The organism is Pseudomonas sp. S2_E02 (assembly GCF_054668355.1).
The window spans coordinates 5,394,307-5,414,496 of record NZ_CP162761.1 but is presented as its reverse complement, the minus strand read 5'-3'; the positions used below and the strand labels follow the sequence as shown (position 1 = coordinate 5,414,496).

Annotated in this window: 16 protein-coding genes and 1 pseudogene; 7 read left to right on the top strand and 10 right to left on the bottom strand. The window is 59.9% G+C overall.

What is annotated here, in order from left to right:
* The first annotated feature begins 110 nt into the window (after positions 1 to 110).
* From AB4O01_RS24190 to AB4O01_RS24175, 4 genes are all read left to right on the top strand, one after another.
* Positions 111 to 1,517, top strand: a complete 1,407-nt coding sequence (locus AB4O01_RS24190) for a DUF2252 domain-containing protein (protein ID WP_460089831.1) — start codon at positions 111 to 113, stop codon at positions 1,515 to 1,517.
* Positions 1,518 to 1,728: 211 nt separating this feature from the next.
* Entirely contained in the window at positions 1,729 to 2,103 is a 375-nt protein-coding gene (locus AB4O01_RS24185; RefSeq protein ID WP_099757951.1) for a DUF6124 family protein, read from the top strand.
* Between the two features lie 248 nt (positions 2,104 to 2,351).
* Complete coding sequence (gene rimJ / locus AB4O01_RS24180; protein ID WP_099757950.1) at positions 2,352 to 2,939, top strand: ribosomal protein S5-alanine N-acetyltransferase; 588 nt, start codon at positions 2,352 to 2,354, stop codon at positions 2,937 to 2,939.
* 30 nt (positions 2,940 to 2,969) lie between these two features.
* Positions 2,970 to 4,448, top strand: a complete 1,479-nt coding sequence (locus AB4O01_RS24175) for an ArnT family glycosyltransferase (protein ID WP_460089830.1) — start codon at positions 2,970 to 2,972, stop codon at positions 4,446 to 4,448.
* Positions 4,449 to 4,511: 63 nt separating this feature from the next.
* Here the strand turns inward: AB4O01_RS24175 and AB4O01_RS24170 are convergent, their stop codons facing one another.
* Complete coding sequence (locus AB4O01_RS24170; protein ID WP_460089829.1) at positions 4,512 to 5,333, bottom strand: phosphatase PAP2 family protein; 822 nt, start codon at positions 5,331 to 5,333, stop codon at positions 4,512 to 4,514.
* A complete protein-coding gene (gene pmrG / locus AB4O01_RS24165; protein ID WP_257356977.1) occupies positions 5,330 to 6,001 on the bottom strand; it encodes a lipopolysaccharide core heptose(II)-phosphate phosphatase PmrG in 672 nt (223 codons plus the stop codon). Before pmrG ends, AB4O01_RS24170 begins: the two co-directional genes overlap by 4 nt.
* A gap of 253 nt (positions 6,002 to 6,254) precedes the next feature.
* Here pmrG and AB4O01_RS24160 point away from each other — a divergent pair.
* Together AB4O01_RS24160 and AB4O01_RS24155 are read left to right on the top strand one after the other, a co-directional pair.
* Positions 6,255 to 7,268: pseudogene (locus AB4O01_RS24160) on the top strand (methyl-accepting chemotaxis protein); the annotation flags it as partial.
* A 42-nt stretch (positions 7,269 to 7,310) separates the two neighbouring features.
* Positions 7,311 to 8,174: a methyl-accepting chemotaxis protein gene (locus AB4O01_RS24155; protein WP_371748303.1), complete on the top strand. Its 864-nt coding sequence runs from the start codon at positions 7,311 to 7,313 to the stop codon at positions 8,172 to 8,174.
* An 87-nt stretch (positions 8,175 to 8,261) separates the two neighbouring features.
* Here the strand turns inward: AB4O01_RS24155 and AB4O01_RS24150 are convergent, their stop codons facing one another.
* Positions 8,262 to 8,504 carry an RNA recognition motif domain-containing protein gene (locus tag AB4O01_RS24150; RefSeq protein WP_460089828.1) on the bottom strand — a complete coding sequence of 81 codons (243 nt, stop codon included), beginning with the start codon at positions 8,502 to 8,504 and terminating at the stop codon, positions 8,262 to 8,264.
* Positions 8,505 to 9,079: 575 nt separating this feature from the next.
* Between AB4O01_RS24150 and AB4O01_RS24145 the strand changes: the two genes are divergently transcribed.
* Positions 9,080 to 9,646, top strand: a complete 567-nt coding sequence (locus tag AB4O01_RS24145; protein ID WP_460092311.1) for a methyl-accepting chemotaxis protein — start codon at positions 9,080 to 9,082, stop codon at positions 9,644 to 9,646.
* A gap of 302 nt (positions 9,647 to 9,948) precedes the next feature.
* On the opposite strand, the gene AB4O01_RS24140 is transcribed toward AB4O01_RS24145, so the two are convergent.
* From AB4O01_RS24140 to AB4O01_RS24110, 7 genes are all read right to left on the bottom strand, one after another.
* Entirely contained in the window at positions 9,949 to 10,197 is a 249-nt protein-coding gene (locus tag AB4O01_RS24140; RefSeq protein WP_093435583.1) for a FitA-like ribbon-helix-helix domain-containing protein, read from the bottom strand.
* 76 nt (positions 10,198 to 10,273) lie between these two features.
* Positions 10,274 to 11,647, bottom strand: a complete 1,374-nt coding sequence (locus AB4O01_RS24135) for a DUF1329 domain-containing protein (RefSeq protein WP_460089827.1) — start codon at positions 11,645 to 11,647, stop codon at positions 10,274 to 10,276.
* A gap of 130 nt (positions 11,648 to 11,777) precedes the next feature.
* Positions 11,778 to 13,736, bottom strand: a complete 1,959-nt coding sequence (locus AB4O01_RS24130) for a DUF1302 domain-containing protein (RefSeq protein WP_460089826.1) — start codon at positions 13,734 to 13,736, stop codon at positions 11,778 to 11,780.
* A gap of 46 nt (positions 13,737 to 13,782) precedes the next feature.
* Positions 13,783 to 15,072 (bottom strand): phospholipase, encoded by a 1,290-nt coding sequence (locus tag AB4O01_RS24125; protein ID WP_460089825.1) that lies wholly within the window; start codon positions 15,070 to 15,072, stop codon positions 13,783 to 13,785.
* Between the two features lie 241 nt (positions 15,073 to 15,313).
* Positions 15,314 to 16,882, bottom strand: coding sequence for an FGGY-family carbohydrate kinase (locus AB4O01_RS24120; protein ID WP_460089824.1), 1,569 nt, complete (start codon positions 16,880 to 16,882; stop codon positions 15,314 to 15,316).
* 20 nt (positions 16,883 to 16,902) lie between these two features.
* Positions 16,903 to 18,498, bottom strand: a complete 1,596-nt coding sequence (locus AB4O01_RS24115; RefSeq protein ID WP_460089823.1) for a glycerol-3-phosphate dehydrogenase/oxidase — start codon at positions 18,496 to 18,498, stop codon at positions 16,903 to 16,905.
* A 5-nt stretch (positions 18,499 to 18,503) separates the two neighbouring features.
* On the bottom strand, positions 18,504 to 20,099 hold the full coding sequence (locus tag AB4O01_RS24110) for an FAD-binding oxidoreductase (protein WP_460089822.1): 1,596 nt from the start codon (positions 20,097 to 20,099) through the stop codon (positions 18,504 to 18,506).
* Between the last annotated feature and the right edge of the window lie 91 nt (positions 20,100 to 20,190).

Sequence of the window (20,190 nt, the reverse complement as noted above, 5' to 3'; positions counted from 1 at the left end):
CCTCTATGTTGCGAACATCGAGATGGGGATTGTCACCGGACTCAAGCCAGCGGATAAACCCCAAAAGCGCTTCTACACTTACAGCGCCCCTTCCGCCACACCGAGCCCCCATGACCTCTCTAAAAGATCGCATGCAACAAGGCAAAGACGCGCGCAAGAAGTGCCCGCGCAGCGCTCAGGCATCCACCGGAAAAATGAACCGTGACCCGATTCCGTTGATCAAGGCCTCCAGCCAGGGCCGCGTCGCGTCGCTGGTCGAACTGCGTTACGGGCGCATGCTGGTGTCGCCGTTCACGTTCTTTCGCGGCAATGCCTTGTTGCAGGCGCACGATCTGGCGGGCACGGCGAACATGGGCCTGAACTTGCCCATCTGTGGTGACTGCCACCTGATGAATTTCGGCGGTTTCGCCACGCCTGAGCGAAATCTGCTGTTCAGCGTCAACGATTTCGACGAAGCACATCCCGGGCCGTGGGAGTGGGATCTGAAGCGTCTCGCGGCAAGTTTCGTGGTGGCCGCCCGTGACTTGCGCCACGGCGAATCGGTCGAGGAACAGGTGTGCCGTGAAATGGTCGGCGCCTATCAGACCACGCTGATGGAATGCGCCGAGCAAAGCGTGCTGGAAAACTGGTACGAGTCGATCAGCTACAACGACCTGCTGGCGCAGGCACGCAAAAGTACCCTTGAACATGTAGAGCGCGCCATCGAGAAGGCCGAACGGCGCACACACGCCGAGCTGCTGCCGAAAATCAGCGAGCGCGATGCCCACGGGCGTCTGATCATTCGCGATGACCTGCCGGAAATTTTTCACCTGCACAAAAACACCACGCTGCTGGATGCCGAGGATGACTGGCTGCGGCTCGCGGACTGGCGGCCGCTCTTCGACACTTTCATGCGCGAGTATCGCAGCACGTTGCAACCCGACCGCCGCGAGTTGTTGTCGCGGTTTCACGTGCAGGATCTGGCGTTCAAAGTGGTGGGCGTCGGCAGTGTCGGCACGCGTTGTCTGGTGGCGCTGCTGACCGACGATCAGGAGTTCCCGCTGTTCCTGCAATTCAAGGAAGCCCGGCGTTCGGTGCTCGCCGACTACGTCAAAAGCAAAGCGCGGGTGCGCCATGAAGGGCAGCGCGTGGTCGAGGGGCAGCGCCTGATGCAGGCGGCCAGTGACTTGTTTCTGGGCTGGACGACCGGCCCCAGCGGTCGGCAATTCTACGTGCGGCAATTACGCGACATGAAGATCTCCGCCGAACTGGAAAACTTCGATGCTGAAACCTTTGCCGCTTATGGTCGCGTTTGCGGCCGCGCCCTCGCCCGGGCACATGCCAAGGCCTCCGGCCTCGCTGCGCAAATCAGTGGCTACATCGGCAAAGGTGAAGCGCTGGCGGATGCGCTGTTGAAGTACGCGCAACATTACACCGCGCAAAACGAACGTGACTTCGAACGCTTCCAGACGGCGTGTCGCAAGGGGCAGTTGCGCGCGCGGTCAGAGGCTGACTTTGCTGCTGATCACCTGCCTTGAAATGACGTCCGTGATCACCGTGATTGCCATTGGTTTTGCCGCCACGCCCTCCTTCCCACATCGAACGTCCTAGGAAAATTCCCGCAACACGCGTCGACTTTGATGAACTGGTGCACAGTTCCTCAGGGCGTTACGCTCCACGACCACTGCCATCCAGCGGACGGTTTGGCAGCCGCAATTGCAGTGAATGTTCACTCCACGGAGCTACGTCATGAAGAAAATCCCCCGCCTTTCGCTGGTTGGCCCGGCACCGTCCGATGCGCCAGCGTCCAGCACCCAACCGCAATCGAATACCAGCGCACGCAGCGAAGCGCACAAGCGGCGCCGTAGCATCCCGCTCAATCAGCTCATCAGGGTGCGCGACGATGTCGACACCCTGACCCTGCTCACCCACGCCAGTGAGATCCTCGATTCCCTAGCGGCCATCAGCGCAACCTTTGCCGATGAGTTCGACGGCTCGAAACGTCATGTGGCGGTGGCCATGAAGCAATTGAGCGCACTGGCCGAGATCCTGATTTGTCGGGCACGGGACAATCTGGATCCGCAGAAACCGCTGAACACTACCGGGCCTGAAACCCGCCATTGACGGGCGAAACCCCGGCGCTCGGTTGCGCATCGGACTGCATTGGCGCCGCCCATCGAGATGAATTTTTCTTCACTGCAGCTGCGCGGCCAACCCTTGTACAGTCCGCTCGCTCATTCAAGAAACTACGGTTCGCCCGCGCTCCTGCGGGCTTTTTTTTGCCTGAAACAAAGCCCCTGCGTCGCAACGACTTGCCGTAACCCGGCGGATTGCGCGACTCTGCCGGAAGATCCCCCATTCCGGAGCGCCCGATGCCGCTGTTGACCCTGCCCTGCCAACGCCTGACGCTCGCGATACTTGCACCGGAGCAGGCCGAGCTTGAAAGCGAGTTCTACCGACGCAACCTGCGCCACCTGGCGCCATGGTCGCCCATCCGCACCACTGAATATTTTTCCACCGAGCAAATTCGCCGACGCCTTGACGTGCAGGCCAGCGCATTCGAGGCCGGGCTGGCCATGCATTTCGCGCTGCTGACCCCGGACGGCCAGCAGATGATCGGCGCCTGCAACTTCAGCGGCATCATTCGTGGTGCCTTTCAGGCGTGTTATCTGGGTTATCACATCGACGAGGCCCAACAGGGTCAAGGTTTGATGCAGGAAGCGCTGGAGGCTGGCATCGCTTACATGTTCGATACCCAGAACCTGCACCGGATCATGGCCAACTACATTCCCGGCAACGAACGCAGTGCACGCTTGCTGGAGCGCCTGGGCTTCGAACGTGAGGGTTACGCCAAGGCGTATCTGAATATTGCCGGGCGCTGGCAGGATCACGTGCTGACGGCGCGGGTCAATTCAAGGTTCGAGACACCGGAAAAGCGCTGGTCGAAACCTTTGGCGTGAGTTTCACAATTTGTTAAGGATTGCCGACGTATGCTCAGGCCTCCCGCCCCTTTCGGTTGCCTGAACCCTATGTCGCGTGCCGTCACTTCGCTGTTTCTGCTTGCCGCCCTGCTGTTTTTCTTCGCGCTGGGCAACCATCAATTGCAAGGTTCCACCGAGGCCCGCGTCGCCGGCATCGCTATGGAGATGCACCTGGACGACGACTGGGTGACACCTCGTTTGTTCGGCGAACCGTTTCTGGAAAAACCACCGCTGAGCCTGTGGCTGGATGCTGGCGCCATGCGTGTGTTCGGTGTTTCACCGTGGGCCGTGCGGCTGGCGTCGGCCGTTGCCGGGTTGCTCAGCGTGATGCTGCTGTACGGCATGTTGCGGCGTTTCGAGCGGCCGAAAATGATTGCCTGGACCGCAGGCATTCTGCTCGCGACCATGGCCAGTTATTGGAGCAATGTGCGCGGCGTCGGCGAGGATGCATTACTCGCCCTCGGCGTGACCACGGCGCTGCTGGCTTTTTATCAGGCGCAGCGGGCCTCGACTCTGGGCAACTCGCTGCTGTTTGTCGTCGGGATCGCCATCGCCACGTTGAGCAAAGGTGTGCTGGGGCTGGCGATGCCGGGAGTGGTGATTTTTGCTTATCTGCTGGCTGACAACCTGATGGACAAGCGCCTGAAACTCGCGGACTGGCTGCGACCGGGTTTCCTGACCCTGCTCGGTTTGATTCCGCTGCTGATCTGGCTCGTCATCCTCTTCCAGCACGGCGGCGCGCAGGCCGTCAAAGAGGTGCTGCTGACCAACAGCGTCGGGCGCTTCAGCGGTTCGTTCGTCGAGGCCGGGCACTACGAACCGTTCTACTACTACCTCGCCAAACTGCCGGAAGCCTTTCTGCCGTGGAATATTCTGGTGTACCTGGGGCTCTGGCATTTCCGCAAACAACTGAAGGCCAACCGTTACCTGCTGTTTTTCAGCCTATGGATCGTGGCGCAGTTCATCATGCTGACGTTGGCGTCGAGCAAACGCACGGTGTACCTGATGTCGATGACACCGGCCGCCGCGGTGATCGCAGCGGAGTATGCAGCCGTGCTGTTCGAGCGCTTGAAGCAGTATGAATCCGGTAATGGATTCGTAGGCCGAATCGCCAGGCAGCGTCAGACACTGGCAGTCGGTGTGCTCACGCTGGTGATCGGCAGTTACCTCGCCGCCGCGCAGTGGGCGTTGCCTCATGCCGACAAAAAGCTTTCGTTCCTGCCGTTGAGTGCAGAGATTCAGACGCTGCAAACCGCCGGGCATCAAGTCGCACTGTTTCAGGCCAACGAGCGGGTCGGTGGCGCGACGGTCTTCTATACCCAGCAAGTGCTCAAAGGGCTGGATACCGAAGCGCAGTTGCGAGATTTCCTCACGGCCTCGCCCTCGCATGTCGTGGTGATGGCTGGTGACAGTGAGCCCGCGCCGCCACTGAAAGTGCTCAAAACCATGATGGTCGGGCGCCAGGCGTATTACTTCGTCGGCTATTGAAGCCCGCGCAACCCCATAAAAAAACCGCCGTGATGGCGGTTCTTTCACTTCATCTGAACGGGTTCAGAGAGAGACCTCTGGCTGAGCACTGAAAGCTTTCTGCTCACGCTTGCCCAGCACCGGCACATCCAGCCGTGCCCGCCCGTAGAAAGCCAGCGCCGTCAGCAAACACGCCAGCCAGACGAAGATTCCGGCCCAGAAGGTGTGGGACATGTAGTGCCAGCCTTGCAGGACGCGAGTAGTGCCATAAACCAATCCCAGCAACAGTGAGCCCCACAAGATGGCACTGGAAAAACGCCATTGATAACGTCTCGCCACGAAATACAGCGCCAGCATGGTGAAGCCGCCCGACGCATGGCCACCCGGCCAGCAACGGCCACTGCCGGCTTCATGGAACAGTTGAAAGTTGCTGTACCACTCGATGTGGGCCATTTTCCCGCCGTACAGCGTGGTCTCGATCGGGCAGTAAACGCTGGTGTGGGACTTGAGGAAGTGAATCACCCCGGTGCAAACGGCAAATGCGACCACCACAAACAGAAAATCCCTACGATGATCAGCGGCAAATCGCAGCACTGGCGCGACTTTGCTGCGCTCCAGCATTGCGCCGAGTCGCGGACGTTTGTGCGGATTGACCAATGGCCAGACCACCGATAGCAGCGCGCCGATCAGGGCGATTTCCGCCGTCCAGTTGGGAATGATCCGCGCCCATTTGTGCGTGAGCTTTTCAAAGAAGTGGATTTTGTCGAGCGGGAAGCTCTGGGTCAGCGGATCGAACAGCAGGTTGCTGAAGGCGATGTCGATGTTGGTCATGTCGAACATCAGGAACACCAGCGCCGCACAAGCGAGCGGAATACCAAAGTTGTAAGCGTAGAAGCGGGATTTCATCGGGTATTCACCGTGCGCCAGTCGGAGGCTTCAATAAAGCCGAGCATCTTGGGAGCCGCCGGGCTGGCAGCAGAAACAAACAATGACGAGCCGTAACCCATGTCCGAGGCCGAAACTTTGAGGTCTTTCTCGATTTGCGCCATGCACTCGCTGTGGGTCACCAGAATCAGATTGCGCCCAGGGATCTTGTGGGCCAGCGCATCCTGCAACATGCGCCCCCGGCAGTTGATCAACCAATCGTCACCGCTGGCGGCATGATTGAACATGTAGCCGGCCGTCTGCACCGTGCGCATCGACGGGCTGTTGTAGATGTCGGCGTTGTTCAGGCCCAGTTGTTCGAACCTTGCACCGACCGCCACCGCGACACTGCGCGAGCGATCGGTGATGCCGTCATTGCCACTCAGGCACGCGGCTTTGGAGTGATCGCAACGCTCGACATGACGCACCAGCACGATCATCTCGCCCTTGGCCCAACCTGCCGCCAACGCCTGCGCACCGGCGACATTGCCGTGGGCCAGGTCTGGCACCGCCGCCGGCGCCAGCAACCACAGAGTCAGCGGGATCACCAACACTGATGCCGCCAACACCACCCAAGTGTTGCGAAAACGCGCCAAAAAGCTCAAATCGATCGAGCGTTTGACGCCGAACAGACTCAGTCTCAATTCCACAAAAACCGCCTCGCCACTGTGCATCTCGGGTTTATTCGATGCGGCGAAGGTACAGAGGCGCGCGTGGGCAACCAGTGAAACCCATGTGAAAAAAGTCTTGGGATCCGTTGTTACAAACTCCGTAGGACAAAATCCTTTCAGCTCTGGGAAATGCGGCCGATACAAACCTGCTAACACCCTTGCTGGCTCAAAAAAACAACAATCTTCCAGCCTAACCGACGACAAGAAACCCAACGTTTCTGGAGGATTTTTGATGAATAGCTGGTTCGGCAACATCAGCGTGAACATGAAACTGGGCCTGGGCTTCGGCCTGGTGCTGGCCCTGACCTGCGTACTGGCCCTGACAGGCTGGACCAGCCTCGGTGGCCTGATCGACCGCAGCAACTGGATGAGCGACATCACCCAGCTCAATGCCGGCTTGACCAAACTGCGCGTGGTGCGCCTGCAATACATGCTGACCAATGGCGATGAAACCGCCGCACAGAACGTGCAGACCACCCTTGAAAGTTTTGCTGCGCAACAACAGAAGCTGATCAACAGCTTCAAGAGCCCGGAAAACGTCAAGCTGCTCAAGGAGCAGGCAGCGACCATCGCTGAATACCAGACCTCGCTGAACAAAATGCGCAACGCTTACCGCACCGGCAACAGCGCGCGCGACAGCATGAGCGTGAGTGCCGAGACCGCGTACAACCAGATCGAGTCGATCAGCAAACGCGTGCAGCAGATGGACATGAGCGAGCAGCGTTTCGAACAGTTCCAGGCGATCACCGCCGCCAAGGAAGCGTTCATCCTCGCGCGCTACGAAGTGCGCGGCTACACCGCCACCACCAACGCCGAAACCGAGCAGAAAGCCGTCGGCCAACTGGATGTCGCAATCGCCAGCCTCAAGCAACTGAACGTGCATTTCGCCGACTCTCAGCAAGACGCCCTGCGTCAACTGGAAACCGCACTGGTCAACTATCGCAGCGCATTGATGGCGTACAAAAACGCCAACACCGACGCCGTGCAGGCCCGTAAGGAAATGACCGATCAAGGCACCGCGATCGTCAACACCAGCGAGCAGCTGTACCAGATTCAACTCGACCGCCGCGATGTCGAAAGCGCTCAGGCACGTACCTTCCAGTTGATCAGCACCCTGCTGGCGCTGTTGGTTGGCGTGATTGCTGCGGTGATCATCACCCGTCAGATCACCCGTCCGCTGCAAGAAACCCTCGCCGTGGTCGAGCGCATTGCCAGCGGCGACCTGACCCAGAACGTCACCGTCACCCGCCGCGACGAACTCGGCGTGCTGCAACAAGGCATCGCGCGCATGGGCGTGACCCTGCGTGACTTGATCAGCGGCATCCGCGACGGCGTCACCCAGATCGCCAGCGCTGCTGAAGAGCTCTCGGCCGTGACCGAGCAGACCAGCGCCGGCGTGAACAGCCAGAAAGTCGAAACCGATCAGGTTGCCACCGCGATGCACGAGATGACTGCCACCGTGCAGGAAGTCGCGCGCAACGCCGAAGAAGCCTCGCAAGCGGCTGCCGCCGCTGACGGCGAAGCCCGTGAAGGCGACAAAGTCGTCAACGAAGCCATCGCGCAGATCGAACGTCTGGCCAGCGAAGTGGTGCGTTCGACCGAAGCCATGAGCGTGCTGCAACAGGAAAGCGACAAGATCGGCAGCGTCATGGACGTGATCAAGGCTGTTGCTGAACAGACCAACCTGCTCGCCCTCAACGCTGCGATCGAAGCCGCGCGTGCCGGTGAAGCCGGTCGTGGTTTCGCCGTGGTCGCCGATGAAGTGCGTGGCCTGGCGCAGCGTACGCAGAAATCCACCGAGGAAATCGAAGGCCTGGTCGCCGGTTTGCAGAACGGCACCCAGCAAGTCTCCGCCGTGATGAGCAACAGCCGCGCCCTGACCGACAGCAGCGTCGCCCTGACCCGCAAGGCTGGCGCATCGCTGGAAAACATCACCCGTACGGTGTCAAACATCCAGTCGATGAACCAGCAGATCGCTGCTGCTGCCGAACAGCAGAGCGCCGTGGCTGAAGAGATCAGCCGCAGCATCATCAACGTGCGCGACGTGTCGGAACAGACCGCCGCAGCGAGTGATGAGACCGCCGCGTCGAGTGTTGAACTGGCGCGCCTGGGTGGTCAATTGCAGCAGATGGTCAGCCACTTCCGGGTTTGATTTCATCACCTGAATACCATCTACTACAAAGCCTTTGACAACAAAGGCTTTGTAGTTCAGAACATCTAGTGCTTCGTTTTTATGTCCTTATCTGCTACGACTGATTGTTATGGTACGACCCTCGTACTCACTTCCATCTAGATCATCAATAGCACTTTGGGCAGAGACGTCGTCTGAAAAAGTCACAAAACCAAACCCACGAGACAGCCCTGTTTCTCTTTCCCTAATTATAGTCGCGTCTACAATCTCGCCATAATTATTGAATGCGTCTCTCAGCGAATCGTCCGTAATATTAAACGAAAGGCCACCTATATAAATTCTCACACTCATGGCTCGCACCTCTTGGCTTGCATATGTTATTTCCACTCGCACGCCGAACATAACAATCCCGAAAAATTTTTACACCTGTAAGAAATACCAGGCTTTTAGACGAATTCAATCTAACCGTTATGCTGGAGTGGTATGAGGATTAGCACGAATAAAACAGTTTCAGTCTCGTATTAATAGATCCGCTACGTCACCTGTGCAAGAAGTGCCGCCGTATGGTCCTCGCGGTCTGCATATGCGCAGAGTTCATCAACAAGTTTCACGTGCCTTTGAAATTCCCCCGCGTCTTTTAGCTGATCATGGCAGGCCGATAATGGAACGAACAAGCTAGTTATATGATTATCCAGACTGTTACTCACAAGTGAAGTACCGCTTTATGAAACACAAAACTATCTATTCAGCATCAACTAACACCCACTGGTTTCTGCATCTCGTCTATACATGAACTTTCCAACCATCAGACCGACGTCTTAATCCTATCCTTTACACGTCAAGCTCATTTCTTTTCATTGACAACAAGCTCTAAAAACAAAGTCGTAAACGAAGCCATCGCGCAGATCGAGCGTCTGGCCAGCGAAGTGGTGCGTTCGACCGAAGCGATGAGCGTGCTGCAACAGGAAAGCGACAAGATCGGCAGCGTCATGGACGTGATCAAGGCTGTTGCTGAACAGACCAACCTGCTCGCCCTCAACGCCGCGATCGAAGCCGCGCGTGCCGGTGAAGCCGGTCGTGGTTTTGCCGTGGTCGCCGATGAAGTTCGTGGTCTGGCCCAGCGTACGCAGAAATCCACCGAAGAAATCGAAGGCCTGGTCGCCGGTCTGCAGAACGGCACCCAGCAAGTCTCGGCCGTGATGAGCAACAGCCGTGCGCTGACCGACAGCAGCGTGGCGCTGACGCGCAAGGCTGGCGCATCGCTGGAAAACATCACCCGTACGGTGTCGAACATCCAGTCGATGAACCAGCAGATCGCTGCTGCTGCCGAACAGCAGAGCGCCGTGGCTGAAGAGATCAGCCGCAGCATCATCAACGTGCGCGACGTGTCCGAACAGACCGCAGCGGCGAGTGATGAGACGGCGGCGTCGAGTGTTGAACTGGCGCGCCTGGGTGGTCAATTGCAGCAAATGGTCAGCCACTTCCGCGTTTGATCCTGATTCAGCGCTGAAGCTACAACCGCATCGCGAGCAGGCGAAGGCCTACAAGAAATGGTGTTGATCACAGACTATGTGAACTACACCAATCCCCTGTAGGAGTGAGCCTGCTCGCGATTGCGTCCGCCCCATCACCCCGATGTCCCGAAAAAAACTCCGCCTAATGTAGGAGCTGCCGCAGGCTGCGATCTTTTGATCTTCGCTTTTGAACAAATCAGAAGCCAGATCAAAAGATCGCAGCCTTCGGCAGTTCCTACTCCTACATGAAAGTATTCTTCAGCGCGTGCGCATTTCGAGCATCAGCAATCTGGAAAATCCATAACCCTGGCTTTTTCCTGCCGTGAAGGCAAAGCAAGGTCGATCCCTCCGACCGAGGAAAAGCGCTGGCGAATCCGGCTACCCAAGCCTCCAGCGCTATCCCTTCTAATCAATGCTCGCCCCAGAATCATGCGAGCTTCCTCCTCGATGGAATTTCCGTTCTGGGCCGCGTTAATCCGTAACTGATCCATGAGCGGACCATCAATATTTCGAATTGTGATGCTGGCCATGATGACTCCTGCTATCAACTAAAAATCATTGATCGAGACTAACATCCATCCGCCCAAGAACAGCCAGCGCAATCACTTACCGCGTCCCACGCTGCCGCAACGCCGACGGCATAAAGTACGCATCCTCCGGCACCGGCTGCGCAAAATCGACTGTCTCCGCTTCTTCGTTATCAAGGTTCTGCACGTAGTAACGACGCGCCTGCAAATCGTGGAAAACATCCAGCGCACTCCACGTCGTCGGCAGGTCGTAGAAGTTTTTCAGGTAGGCCATCGATACGCGCCACAACTCGCCTCGTCCATCGTACTGATCAACCAGTGCCGCGCCCCAGCTGTCTTCATCGAGGAACAGCACGCGTTTGGAATAGATATGCCGCGAGCCCGGTTTCAGGTTGCCTTCCACCACCCACACGCGGTGCAGTTCGTAGCGGGTGTATTGCGGGTTGAGGTGGCCGGGGGTGAGCAGTTGCGCGTATTTCACGTCGGGGCTGGCGACTTTGTAGTTGTTGTAGGGGATGTAGATTTCCTGTTTGCCCTTGAGCTTCCAGTCGTAGCGATCCGGCGAGCCGTTGAACAGGTCGGTGTCGTCGGCAGTGCGCAGGCCATCGGAGGATGCGATCGGCGTGTCGTAGGCGAGGTTCGGTGCGCGGCGCACGCGACGTTGGCCGGCGTCGTAGATCCAGGCTTGGCGTGCGTCTTTGAGTTGGTCGAGGGTTTCGTGCACGAGGGCGGCGCCACCGGCCAGTCGCGCCGGGCTTTTCACGAAGGCGAGGTAGTAGAACAGGATGTTTTTCAGGTCGGCGAACTGGCCGTTCGGGCGGTAGTAGTTGAACAGCGCTTCCTGCTGTGAGGTCACCAGCGCGAAACTGCCGTTGCGCTGGACCGGCGCTTCGGACGCGCGGCGCACGACGTAGATGCCGCGATAGCGGGTGATGTGGTTCCACAGCACTTCAACGCCATCCTTGGGCACCGGGAATGGCACGCCGCCGTAAGCATCGGAGAAGCCGCTGCCGCCTTCGAGCAATTTGGCCGAGGTCGCATTCTTGAGGGTGTTGTCGTACAGCCATTGCGGCGCTGAGCCGGAGCGGCGGGATGGGTAGATCGGCATCTGAAAGGTGTCGGGGTAGCTGTTGAACAGGGCGATCTGACCGGGGCTGAGGTGGGTTTTGTATTGGTCGAGATTGGCTTTGGTGATGGTGAACAGCGGTTTGTCCGCCGCGTAGGGATCGGGGTGGTGCTGGCCGGGTTTGTAGCCGGCCGGGGCTTGGGTGATGCCGCCGGTCCAGGCGGGAATGGTGCCGGCGGCGTTGCCGGCACGCTCGGCGCCCATGGGGGTCAGGGTGGTTTTCAGTTGTTCGGCTTGTTGTGGGGTGATGGCGGCCAGAGCGGTGCTAGCAGCCAGGGTCAGAAACAGCGCTAGCGATGTTTTTGTCAGTCTTGAAGTGTGAATCATGACTTTCTCCAGAATGCGAAACCTGTGGGAGCGAGCTTGCTCGCGAAAGCGGTGGCTCAGTCGACATTGATGTTGAATGTGCCGGCCTCTTCGCGAGCAAGCTCGCTCCCACAGGGGCTGTGTGTAGCCTTTAAAGGAAATACTTGAGGTTGAACCCGACGTTATCGCGGTCGCGGATGCCGTTGTTCTGCCCGCCGCCGTAGAACTCGGTGTACTGCAACTCGGCTTCAAGCTTGTTCTGGTAATTGGCTTTTATCCCCAACGTGTAGGCCTTGCGACCTTCGATGGTGTTGCCGGCCTGATAGCTGTTGCCCTCGAAATCGTCCTTGTAAACGATGTAGGGCGAGACGTTGACCCCGGCGTACACGTCGTTCCAGGTGCCGTTGAGCATCGCCGTGTAGCTGTAGGAATTGCGGTTGACCTGATCGTCGCGATCACCGCCGGAGACATAGGAATAGTTACCGGTGCCGGCGTAGTAGCGACGGCTGCCGTCATACGCGGTGTATTGCAGGCTGCTGCCGCGCAGGTGTTCGGAGGCCAGCTCGAAGATGCCGAACAGCGAGTCGAACGAAGCCGTCGGGCCGAAGTTGTAGATGGTCCCCAGCGAAGTATTGAACGCTTCCACACGCTCGGCGTTATTGATCTGGCTGTCGAGGGTGACCATCTGCCCGCCGACGTTGATCGACTTGCCCGTCACTGCCGCCGCAGCACCGTTGGCCAGGTCGCCAATCAAATCGTTGGTCGCCGCAACGCCGATCGGCAGATTCGGCCGATAAGCAATTTCACCAAACACCGACGCCTCGCCCAGTGTGGTGTTGAAGCTGAAGCCGTACATGCGGATGTCTTCGGCATAACGCCGATGCGCCTGGATATTGCCCATCACGTCGGCCGTCGCCAACCCATTGGCCAGCGCCCCGGCCTGACTGCCGGCGACACCGGACAACAGGTTGGTCAGCGCGTCCATGTCGATGCCTTTGTAGCCGCCCAGGTCCGCCGCGATGGTCGGCTCCTTGGCGTGGTAGTTGACCATGTACAAACCGAACTCGGTGCTGTTGAGCTGTTCGGCGATATAGCGAAAGGCAAAACCAAACTGGCCATCATTGCGTGCGTTGTAGTCCTTGCCGACGCTCGCCACTTTCAGTGTGTTGCCGTAGGCCGGTGTCACGCCATTGGCGTACAGCCCGGTGCTTTGCAGGGCGGAGTTGAGCAACGGGTTGTTGCCCAGCGCGCTGTACAAACCGATGACGTTGCCGAACCCCGGAACCGGCGTGTCGAGCGCTGTGCCGCTGAAGTTGTTGTAACCGGTGTTGCCACCGTCGGCGAACAGGTCGGTCTGCGAGTAGAAGGTGCCGACCGGATCGATGCGGGTTTCCTTCCAGTTGGTCTGGTAGAAACTCTCCATGGTCAGCGAATCGGTCAGGCCGATGTTGAAACTCAGTGCCTCCACCGGCACCAGCACTTCCTTGACTTCGGCGCCGGGCAAGCGGTACTTGGCGGCGTCCACCGGGTTGGTGGTGTTGATCCCGCCGCGATAGAAAATCCCCTCACCCCAGTTGAACACCTGCCGACCGACGCGCGCGGTTACCGGCATCTGCGCGACGTCCCAGCTGCCGTGCACATAGGCGTCGAGCATCTCGATGCGGCTGCCGGCGATGTCGCGGGTCTGGCTGGTGAAATGGTTGTCCTGCGGGTAGCTCTGGCTCGGTTGCGAGGGGCTGTTGTTGTCGTAGTAGTCGTTGCGCTTGTCCATCAGTTGCGTGTCGTAGAACGCGGTGCCGCGCACGAACACGCCGTAGTTCTGATAGTTGGCTTCAAGCTCGGAGGTGATCTTGTGCACCTCGGAAACCAGCCCGGTATCGAAGTTGCGATTGCCGTCGTTGGTGTTGACGTCATCGTTAGTCTTGTCGCGGCCCTGCACCCGCCACAAACGGCCGTAAGACAAGGTCGTGTCGAGGGAGCCGGTGACCTGCTTGTCCATCAGGCTGAATTCCACCGCGTGCGCCGCATCGACTGCGCACAACTGCAGCAGCCCTGCCAGGCCGACACCGGGGAGCGCGGCGCCCGTCAGGCGCAATCGAGTGTTGATCATGTGTTCCTCCTTCCCTGTTTTTATTGTTGTGGTGTGCGTTGCTGCGTTACGGCGCCAATCCCGCGCTGACATAAATCCGGCTGTGAGCGCCGAAATGCCCCAGCAACTTCAATAGCTGCTGGTTGAGTGCCGGGTGGTCGAAGTCTTCGCGATGCAGCTGGTTGCCGCTGCTGAAATCACTGCTGACCGGCGCCGTTGCAAGCCACTGGCCGATGGCCTCGTCGAAGGCTGCGGAGTCGTTGACGGCTTCGGCGCTGACCACTTCGCGCAGGTAGTCGACCGAGTACGGCGGGTAGCTTTTGTCCTGAGCCACATCGGCGTAAGCCGCGAGCATCGGATGCGGCTGACCGGCACGCAACACGCGGCGCAGCCAGGTCGACTGATATTTCTCGACTTCCATGTGCCGTGTGGCGACGCGCTCGATGGAGGCTTGTTTGTCGGCGGCGAAACCGGCCAGCGCCTTGCCTTCCAGCAGCAGAAGACTGGCGAGGTCGACGCCCGGCAATGGCTTGGCGTGATACGGCTGGGTCAGGTCCTGAATGTGGTGCAGGCCCCAGCCGAGAAAGCGATACCCCCAATACCGATGACCGCTGGCAAACGCCAGTCGCGCCAAGCCCAGGTATTGATACGCGCGCCAGTCCGGCCAGCTGCGCTCGAGGAAACCGGCAGCGGCATACACCACCGCGCTTTCATGGAAGAAGCCCATGTGGAACGGCGCCTGTGAGCTGTACTGGAAACGAGCATCGCCGAACGGTTGCGGGCCGAAGCCATAGAGCGCGCCGACATCGCCAGGGTTGTCGCTGAACAGGTTGATGTCGTGGCCGTAATCCGGCTCGTCGGCAGCGCTGGCGAGCACGGCCAGGGCTGCGACTTTTTCATGATCGGTGACCACGATGAAACGCTGACGATTCCACGGTGACAGGGTTTGCTCGACCATGACCTGGTTAGCTTGCAGATGCTCGCGCTCGGGCAGGTCTTTGCCGGGTAATGGCTGGATGACCATTGCCAAGTGAATCTCGGGGTTGATGCGCAGCGCAGTGAGAAAGTCGTGGCGTAAATTGTCACTCGGCACTGCGGGCAATTTCAGGTTGTCAGGTCGTGGCGGGTACTGAGTGAAGTGCGCGCGGGCGAAGCTTTCCTGTTGCTCCAACAGCGCCAGCACGGCCGGATATTGCTCGGTGAGAAACTGCTCCAGTGGCTCGACTGCAACCGCTGGCGCGTCGCGCAACGCTGGCAGGTCCTGCAACGCCAGATAGCTGCCGACCGTATGGTTCGACCAGCCCCAGGCGCTCGGGGCGGTTGCACAAAGCAGCAACAGGAGGAAGGTCAGCTTCATTGCTTTTCGTTCTTATTGGCGGTGCCGTGGGGGATGAGCCTAACAACCGACCCCGCTGGTGACACTGTCCGATCTCACCAGAAAAAGTCTCCGATGGCGCCAATTACCCGATATCAAAAACACCACCGTCCCCTGTAGGAGTGAGCCTGCTCGCGATAGCGGTGTGTCAGTCAAATAGATGCTGGCTGACCCTCCGCTATCGCGAGCAGGCTCACTCCTACAAGGGATTTTTGGTGGTCAGCTAAGCGGGGTAACCGGTGATTTTGCGGATGCTCTGATACAGCGGTTTGAGTTGGCGATACATGCGCAGGTAGACCTCTTTGTACAGTTGCTCGTAGATTTTTTGCGCATCGGGTTGTGGGGTGAAGACAGCCCCTACTCTGGTCATTGAAGCGATCGCCGTAGGGAAATCCGCATGCAGCCCCAACCCCACCGCACAACAAATCGCCGCGCCCAGACCGGACGCCTCATACACATGCGGACGCTCCGCCGGCAGGCCGAAAATGTTCGCCGTGAGCTGCATCGCCGCATCACTCTGCGAGCCGCCACCGGCCACGCGCAACCTCTTGACCGAGACCTTCGAACGCCGCTCGATATTCTCCATGCCCTGACGCAACGCATACGCCAGTCCCTCAAGAATCGCCCGATAAATATGCGCACGGGTGTGCACATCACCGAAGCCGATCATCGCGCCTTTCGCCTCGACACCCGGCTCACGAATCCCCGGCGACCAATACGGTTGCAGCATCAGGCCCATCGAGCCCGGCGGCACCGCATCAACCAGTGCATCGAACAACTGCTCAGGCTCGATACCCTGCTCTTTGGCCTGCTGCATCTCGCGCAAACCGAACTCGTTCTTGAACCAGCTGACCATCCAGTAACCGCGATAAATCATTACCTCGCAGTTGTACTGATCCGGCACCGCCGATGGATATGGCGGGACCAACGGGACGATTTCCAGATAGCGCGAGCGGGTGCTGGTGATCGTCGCCGTGGTGCCGTAGGACAGGCACACCGTGCTCGCATCGACCACGCCGGACCCGACCACTTCGCAAGCCTTGTCGGCGCCGGCAGCGATCAGCGGCAAGCCTTCGGGAATACCCGTATGGCGAGCGGCCTCGGCGCTAATGTGGCCGAGGGTTTCACCGGGTTTGTGCAGGGTCGGCAATTGCTCGGGGCGCACCGCCAGCGCCTGCCATTTCCAGTCACTCGGCGCAGCCCATTTCAGGCGTTTGAAGTCGAACGGCAGGTAGCCGACGCAGCAACCCACAGAGTCGACAAAACGCCCGCACAGGCGATGGGTGAGAAAACCGGACAGCAGCAAAAACTTGTCTGTTGCCGCCCAGACTTCCGGCTGATGCTGAGCGATCCAGTTCGCCTCAGCCTGAGCACGAAAATAATCCACGGTGGCCTGGGCGCCGACCAGTTTGAACAGCCAGCCCCACGGCCCTTTGATGCCGCCCTCGACCTCGCTCTGGCGTTGATCGAGCCACAGAATCGCCGGGCGCAATGGCTTGCCCTCGGCATCGACGTTAATCACCGTGCCGCGCTGCGTGGTCAGGGAAACGCCGGCAATCTGCGCGCGATCAATCCCCGTTTGCTGCCAGACCTGCTGACACGCCTCGCCGAGTTTCGCCCAGTAATACTCAGGATCCTGCTCGGCCCAACCCGGCTGCGTCGAGTAATACGCCTGCAACTCGACCTTGCCTTTGCCGAGCAGATTGCCCTGCAAATCGAAGAGCAGCGCGCGCACGCTCTGGGTGCCGTTGTCGATGGCCAGCAGGTAACGCTTGTTCGGGTGGTTATCCATGGAGCTCTCTTCTGGGGGCATCAAGGCGTGGCATCCGGCAAACCGTGATGGCGTTGCCACAACGCCCGATAACGCTGTTCTTCCTGCTGCCAGTGTTCGTCGCTCCAGCCCAGTCGTGGCTGGCAGAGTTGGCGGATGGCGGCGAAATACGCTTCGCCACCGCGCGGCAACAGCAGGCCCAGACGCGTGCGGCGCAGGAGCAGATCGTCGAGGTGCAAGACCATTTCCGCTTCGCAGGCGAAGGCCAGTTCTGCCCACAACGTGTCCGTAGCATCGACCGTTTCGTGGCTGACTTCTTTGATCAGTTGCGCCAGCCTCGGCAGGTCGCGGCCATGCCGTCCGGCCAGGCGTCGCCACTGATGGTTGCTCAATTCAGGGATCGCCAGCGCAGGCACAGCGGCAAACACTGGCGCGGCGTCGTCAATGAAAGGACGCTCGAGCATCGCCGCGCAGGCCTTAAGCACTTCGATGGCTTGCGGGCGAAACGTGGTCAGTTTGCCGCCAGCCAGGGTCACGCAACCGGGCTCCTGCCACAGCACATGCTCGCGGGTTTCGTTCGACGGTTTGTCTTTATGATTGCCCGCCGCACTGCCGACTACCGGACGTACGCCCGACCATGTCGACAGCACGTCCGAAGCGTTCACTTGCGCTCCGGGAAACTGTTGCGTGCAAGCCGCCAGCAGATAGTCGAGTTCTTCGCCGCTGATGCTCGCGCTCTGATCCAGATCCTCGCGATGATCGAGGTCCGTGGTGCCGACCACCGTCGCGCCTTCCCACGGGAAAACGAACACCGGACGCCGGTCGCGCTCATGCATGAAAGTGAACGCCTGTGCGACCGGCAAACGCCAACCTGGCAGTAACAGATGACTACCGCGCAACGGCCGCAATTGCCGTGGCGCCTCTGCCGGGCGCAGGCGTTCAGCCCAGGCGCCAGTAGCCACCGCGAGCACGTCGCAGCGCAATCGCAGTGACGAACCGGATTCGCAATCCTCGACCTGAACGCCACACACTCGGCCGTTTTCCCGCAGCAGATGTTCGACGCGCACGCCATTGACCACGACCGCACCCTCGGCCCGCGCCTCGCTCAACACACGCATCACCAGCCGCGCATCATCGGTCAGCGCATCGACAAAACAGGTGCCACCGAGCAAGTCGTTTTCCCTCACGCCCGGCGCCAGATAACGCAGTTGTTGTGCATCATGAAAGCGATGGCTGCGCCGTCCCGCCAAGGCGTCGTACACGCTCAGCAAACCGCCCAGTACACGAGGCCCGGGAAAGCCGCCGCGATAGTGCGGCATCAGGAAACTCATCGGCTCGACCAGCCCCGGCGCTTCGTCGAGCAAGCGCTGACGTTCGCGTACCGAATCACGGGTCAGGCGCCATTGCCCTTTGGCGATATAACGCAAACCGCCATGAACCATTTTCGAAGATCGACTGGACGTGCCCCAGGCAAAATCGCGCTGTTCCAGCAACAGACAGCGCCAACCTCGACGCGCCGCTTCACGCAGGATGCCGGCGCCGCTGATACCGCCGCCGATGACGATCAGATCCCAGCTTTCCTCGGCCAGCGTCGGCAGAATCTGCTGGCGCCACGCGGCGTTCCAGTCCTGACTCATGGCCGTCACTCCGGCAGCAGCGTGCCGGGGTTGAGGCGCCCGGCCGGATCGAAGTGTTTGCTCAGCGCCTGCAAGGTGTCCATCGCCAATGCGCCCTTCTCGCGCAGCAGGTACGGCGCGTGATCCTTGCCGACACCGTGCTGGTGGCTGATGGTGCCGTGGTTGTCGACGATGGTCTGGCTGGCCGCGTGTTTCAGCGCCTTCCAGCGTGCCAGCGTCGCGGGGTAATCCGCTGCTGGGCGAAACACGTAGGTGGTGTAGATGCTCGAACCTTCGCCGTAGACGTGGGACAGGTGGGTGAACACGTGCACGCGCTCGCCTTCGGCGGCCAAGGCCTCGCGCAGGCTGTTTTCAACGAGGTTGAGCAGGTGGTCGACATTGCTCCAGTCGGTGGCGGTTTCGAGCGTGTCGACCACGTAACCGGCGTTCCACAGGTTCTCGCGCAGATAGGGGAAACGGAAGCGGTTCTGCGCCCATTTCTTGCCGAGCAAGGTGCCGGTGAACACGCCGCCGAAGGCCTTGAGGTGTTGTCGCGCCTGTTTCAGCGACAGCGCGTTTTGTCGACGATTGCCGGTCACGCCGAAGGTCAGCAAGCACTTGCCCGCACCGGCGCCGCGCAGTTTCAGATACTTTTCCAGCCAGGCGATTTGTTGCGGATGACCGGCCAGCGCCAGTTGCGTTTCGGTTTCCACGGCGTTGGACAGGCGCAGCATCGACAGCGGTACGCGCGCTTGAGCCAATTGGCGGATCGCCCTTAGCGCTTGCGGCCAGTCGGGCAGAAATACACCGTAGAAACGCTCATCGGCGGGCAGCGCGCTGACCCGCACTTTAACCTCGGAAATGATCCCGAAACGGCCTTCGCAACCGAGCACCACTTCGCGCAGATCAGGACCGGCGGCAGAGGCCGGGAAGGTTGGAATCTCCAGCGGCCCGGCGAAGGTTTCCAGGGTTCCGCCAGCGAATAACTGCTCGATCCGGCCATAGCGCAGCGACTGCTGACCGCTGGAACGGCTGGCGACCCAACCGCCCAGCGTCGACAGCTCCCAGGACTGCGGAAAATGCCCCAGCGTGTAGCCTTTCGCACGCAACTGACTTTCGACCTGCGGCCCACTCGCGCCGGGGCCGAACGTCGCCAGCAGGCTCTGTTCATCGAGGTCGATCAGGCGGTTCATCCGCGCCAGCGACACCGTCACCACCGGCCGCAACGACTGCGGCGGATTGATGTGCCCGGCCACCGACGTGCCGCCGCCATAAGGAATCAGGCACACGTCTTGTTCATGGGCGAGTGCCAGCAACTGGCGGATGTGCTCAGCGGTCTCGGGAAAGGCCACCGCATCGGGATAATGGCCCAGCGCACCTTCGCGCAACGCCAGCCAGTCCGGCAGACTTTGGCCCCGCGCATGCAGCAAACGATCATGGGCATCGACGCTGTACAAAGTGTGCGCCTGCAACCGCGAATTCGGCACACGCGCCAGCGCCGCCTCTAGCGTCGCATCGGGCAGCGCGCGCCCCTCGCCCAGGCGCTCATGAAGAAACTCCGCGCCCTGGGCCGGAAGTTCGACCACCGTGGTTGCATCTCCCCAGCCGTTCCAGCGTCGCATGCGTGTGTCCTTCTTACCGTCAGATCAGTGATATTTCAGGCCTCCATACTAGCCAGCGGCCGCCAAGTGTCACGGTCGCATCCGGCCAGTT

Bases quoted from the DNA above. Each gene is read 5' to 3' on its own strand.
- AB4O01_RS24190 (WP_460089831.1), top strand. From the start codon at position 111: ATGACCTCTCTAAAAGATCGCATGCAACAAGGCAAAGACGCGCGCAAG.
- AB4O01_RS24185 (WP_099757951.1), top strand. From the start codon at position 1,729: ATGAAGAAAATCCCCCGCCTTTCGCTGGTTGGCCCGGCACCGTCCGAT.
- rimJ (WP_099757950.1), top strand. From the start codon at position 2,352: ATGCCGCTGTTGACCCTGCCCTGCCAACGCCTGACGCTCGCGATACTT.
- AB4O01_RS24175 (WP_460089830.1), top strand. From the start codon at position 2,970: ATGCTCAGGCCTCCCGCCCCTTTCGGTTGCCTGAACCCTATGTCGCGT.
- AB4O01_RS24170 (WP_460089829.1), bottom strand. From the start codon at position 5,333: ATGAAATCCCGCTTCTACGCTTACAACTTTGGTATTCCGCTCGCTTGT.
- AB4O01_RS24155 (WP_371748303.1), top strand. From the start codon at position 7,311: ATGGGCGTGACCCTGCGTGACTTGATCAGCGGCATCCGCGACGGCGTC.
- AB4O01_RS24150 (WP_460089828.1), bottom strand. From the start codon at position 8,504: ATGAGTGTGAGAATTTATATAGGTGGCCTTTCGTTTAATATTACGGAC.
- AB4O01_RS24140 (WP_093435583.1), bottom strand. From the start codon at position 10,197: ATGGCCAGCATCACAATTCGAAATATTGATGGTCCGCTCATGGATCAG.
- AB4O01_RS24135 (WP_460089827.1), bottom strand. From the start codon at position 11,647: ATGATTCACACTTCAAGACTGACAAAAACATCGCTAGCGCTGTTTCTG.
- AB4O01_RS24130 (WP_460089826.1), bottom strand. From the start codon at position 13,736: ATGATCAACACTCGATTGCGCCTGACGGGCGCCGCGCTCCCCGGTGTC.
- AB4O01_RS24125 (WP_460089825.1), bottom strand. From the start codon at position 15,072: ATGAAGCTGACCTTCCTCCTGTTGCTGCTTTGTGCAACCGCCCCGAGC.
- AB4O01_RS24120 (WP_460089824.1), bottom strand. From the start codon at position 16,882: ATGGATAACCACCCGAACAAGCGTTACCTGCTGGCCATCGACAACGGC.
- AB4O01_RS24115 (WP_460089823.1), bottom strand. From the start codon at position 18,498: ATGAGTCAGGACTGGAACGCCGCGTGGCGCCAGCAGATTCTGCCGACG.
- AB4O01_RS24110 (WP_460089822.1), bottom strand. From the start codon at position 20,099: ATGCGACGCTGGAACGGCTGGGGAGATGCAACCACGGTGGTCGAACTT.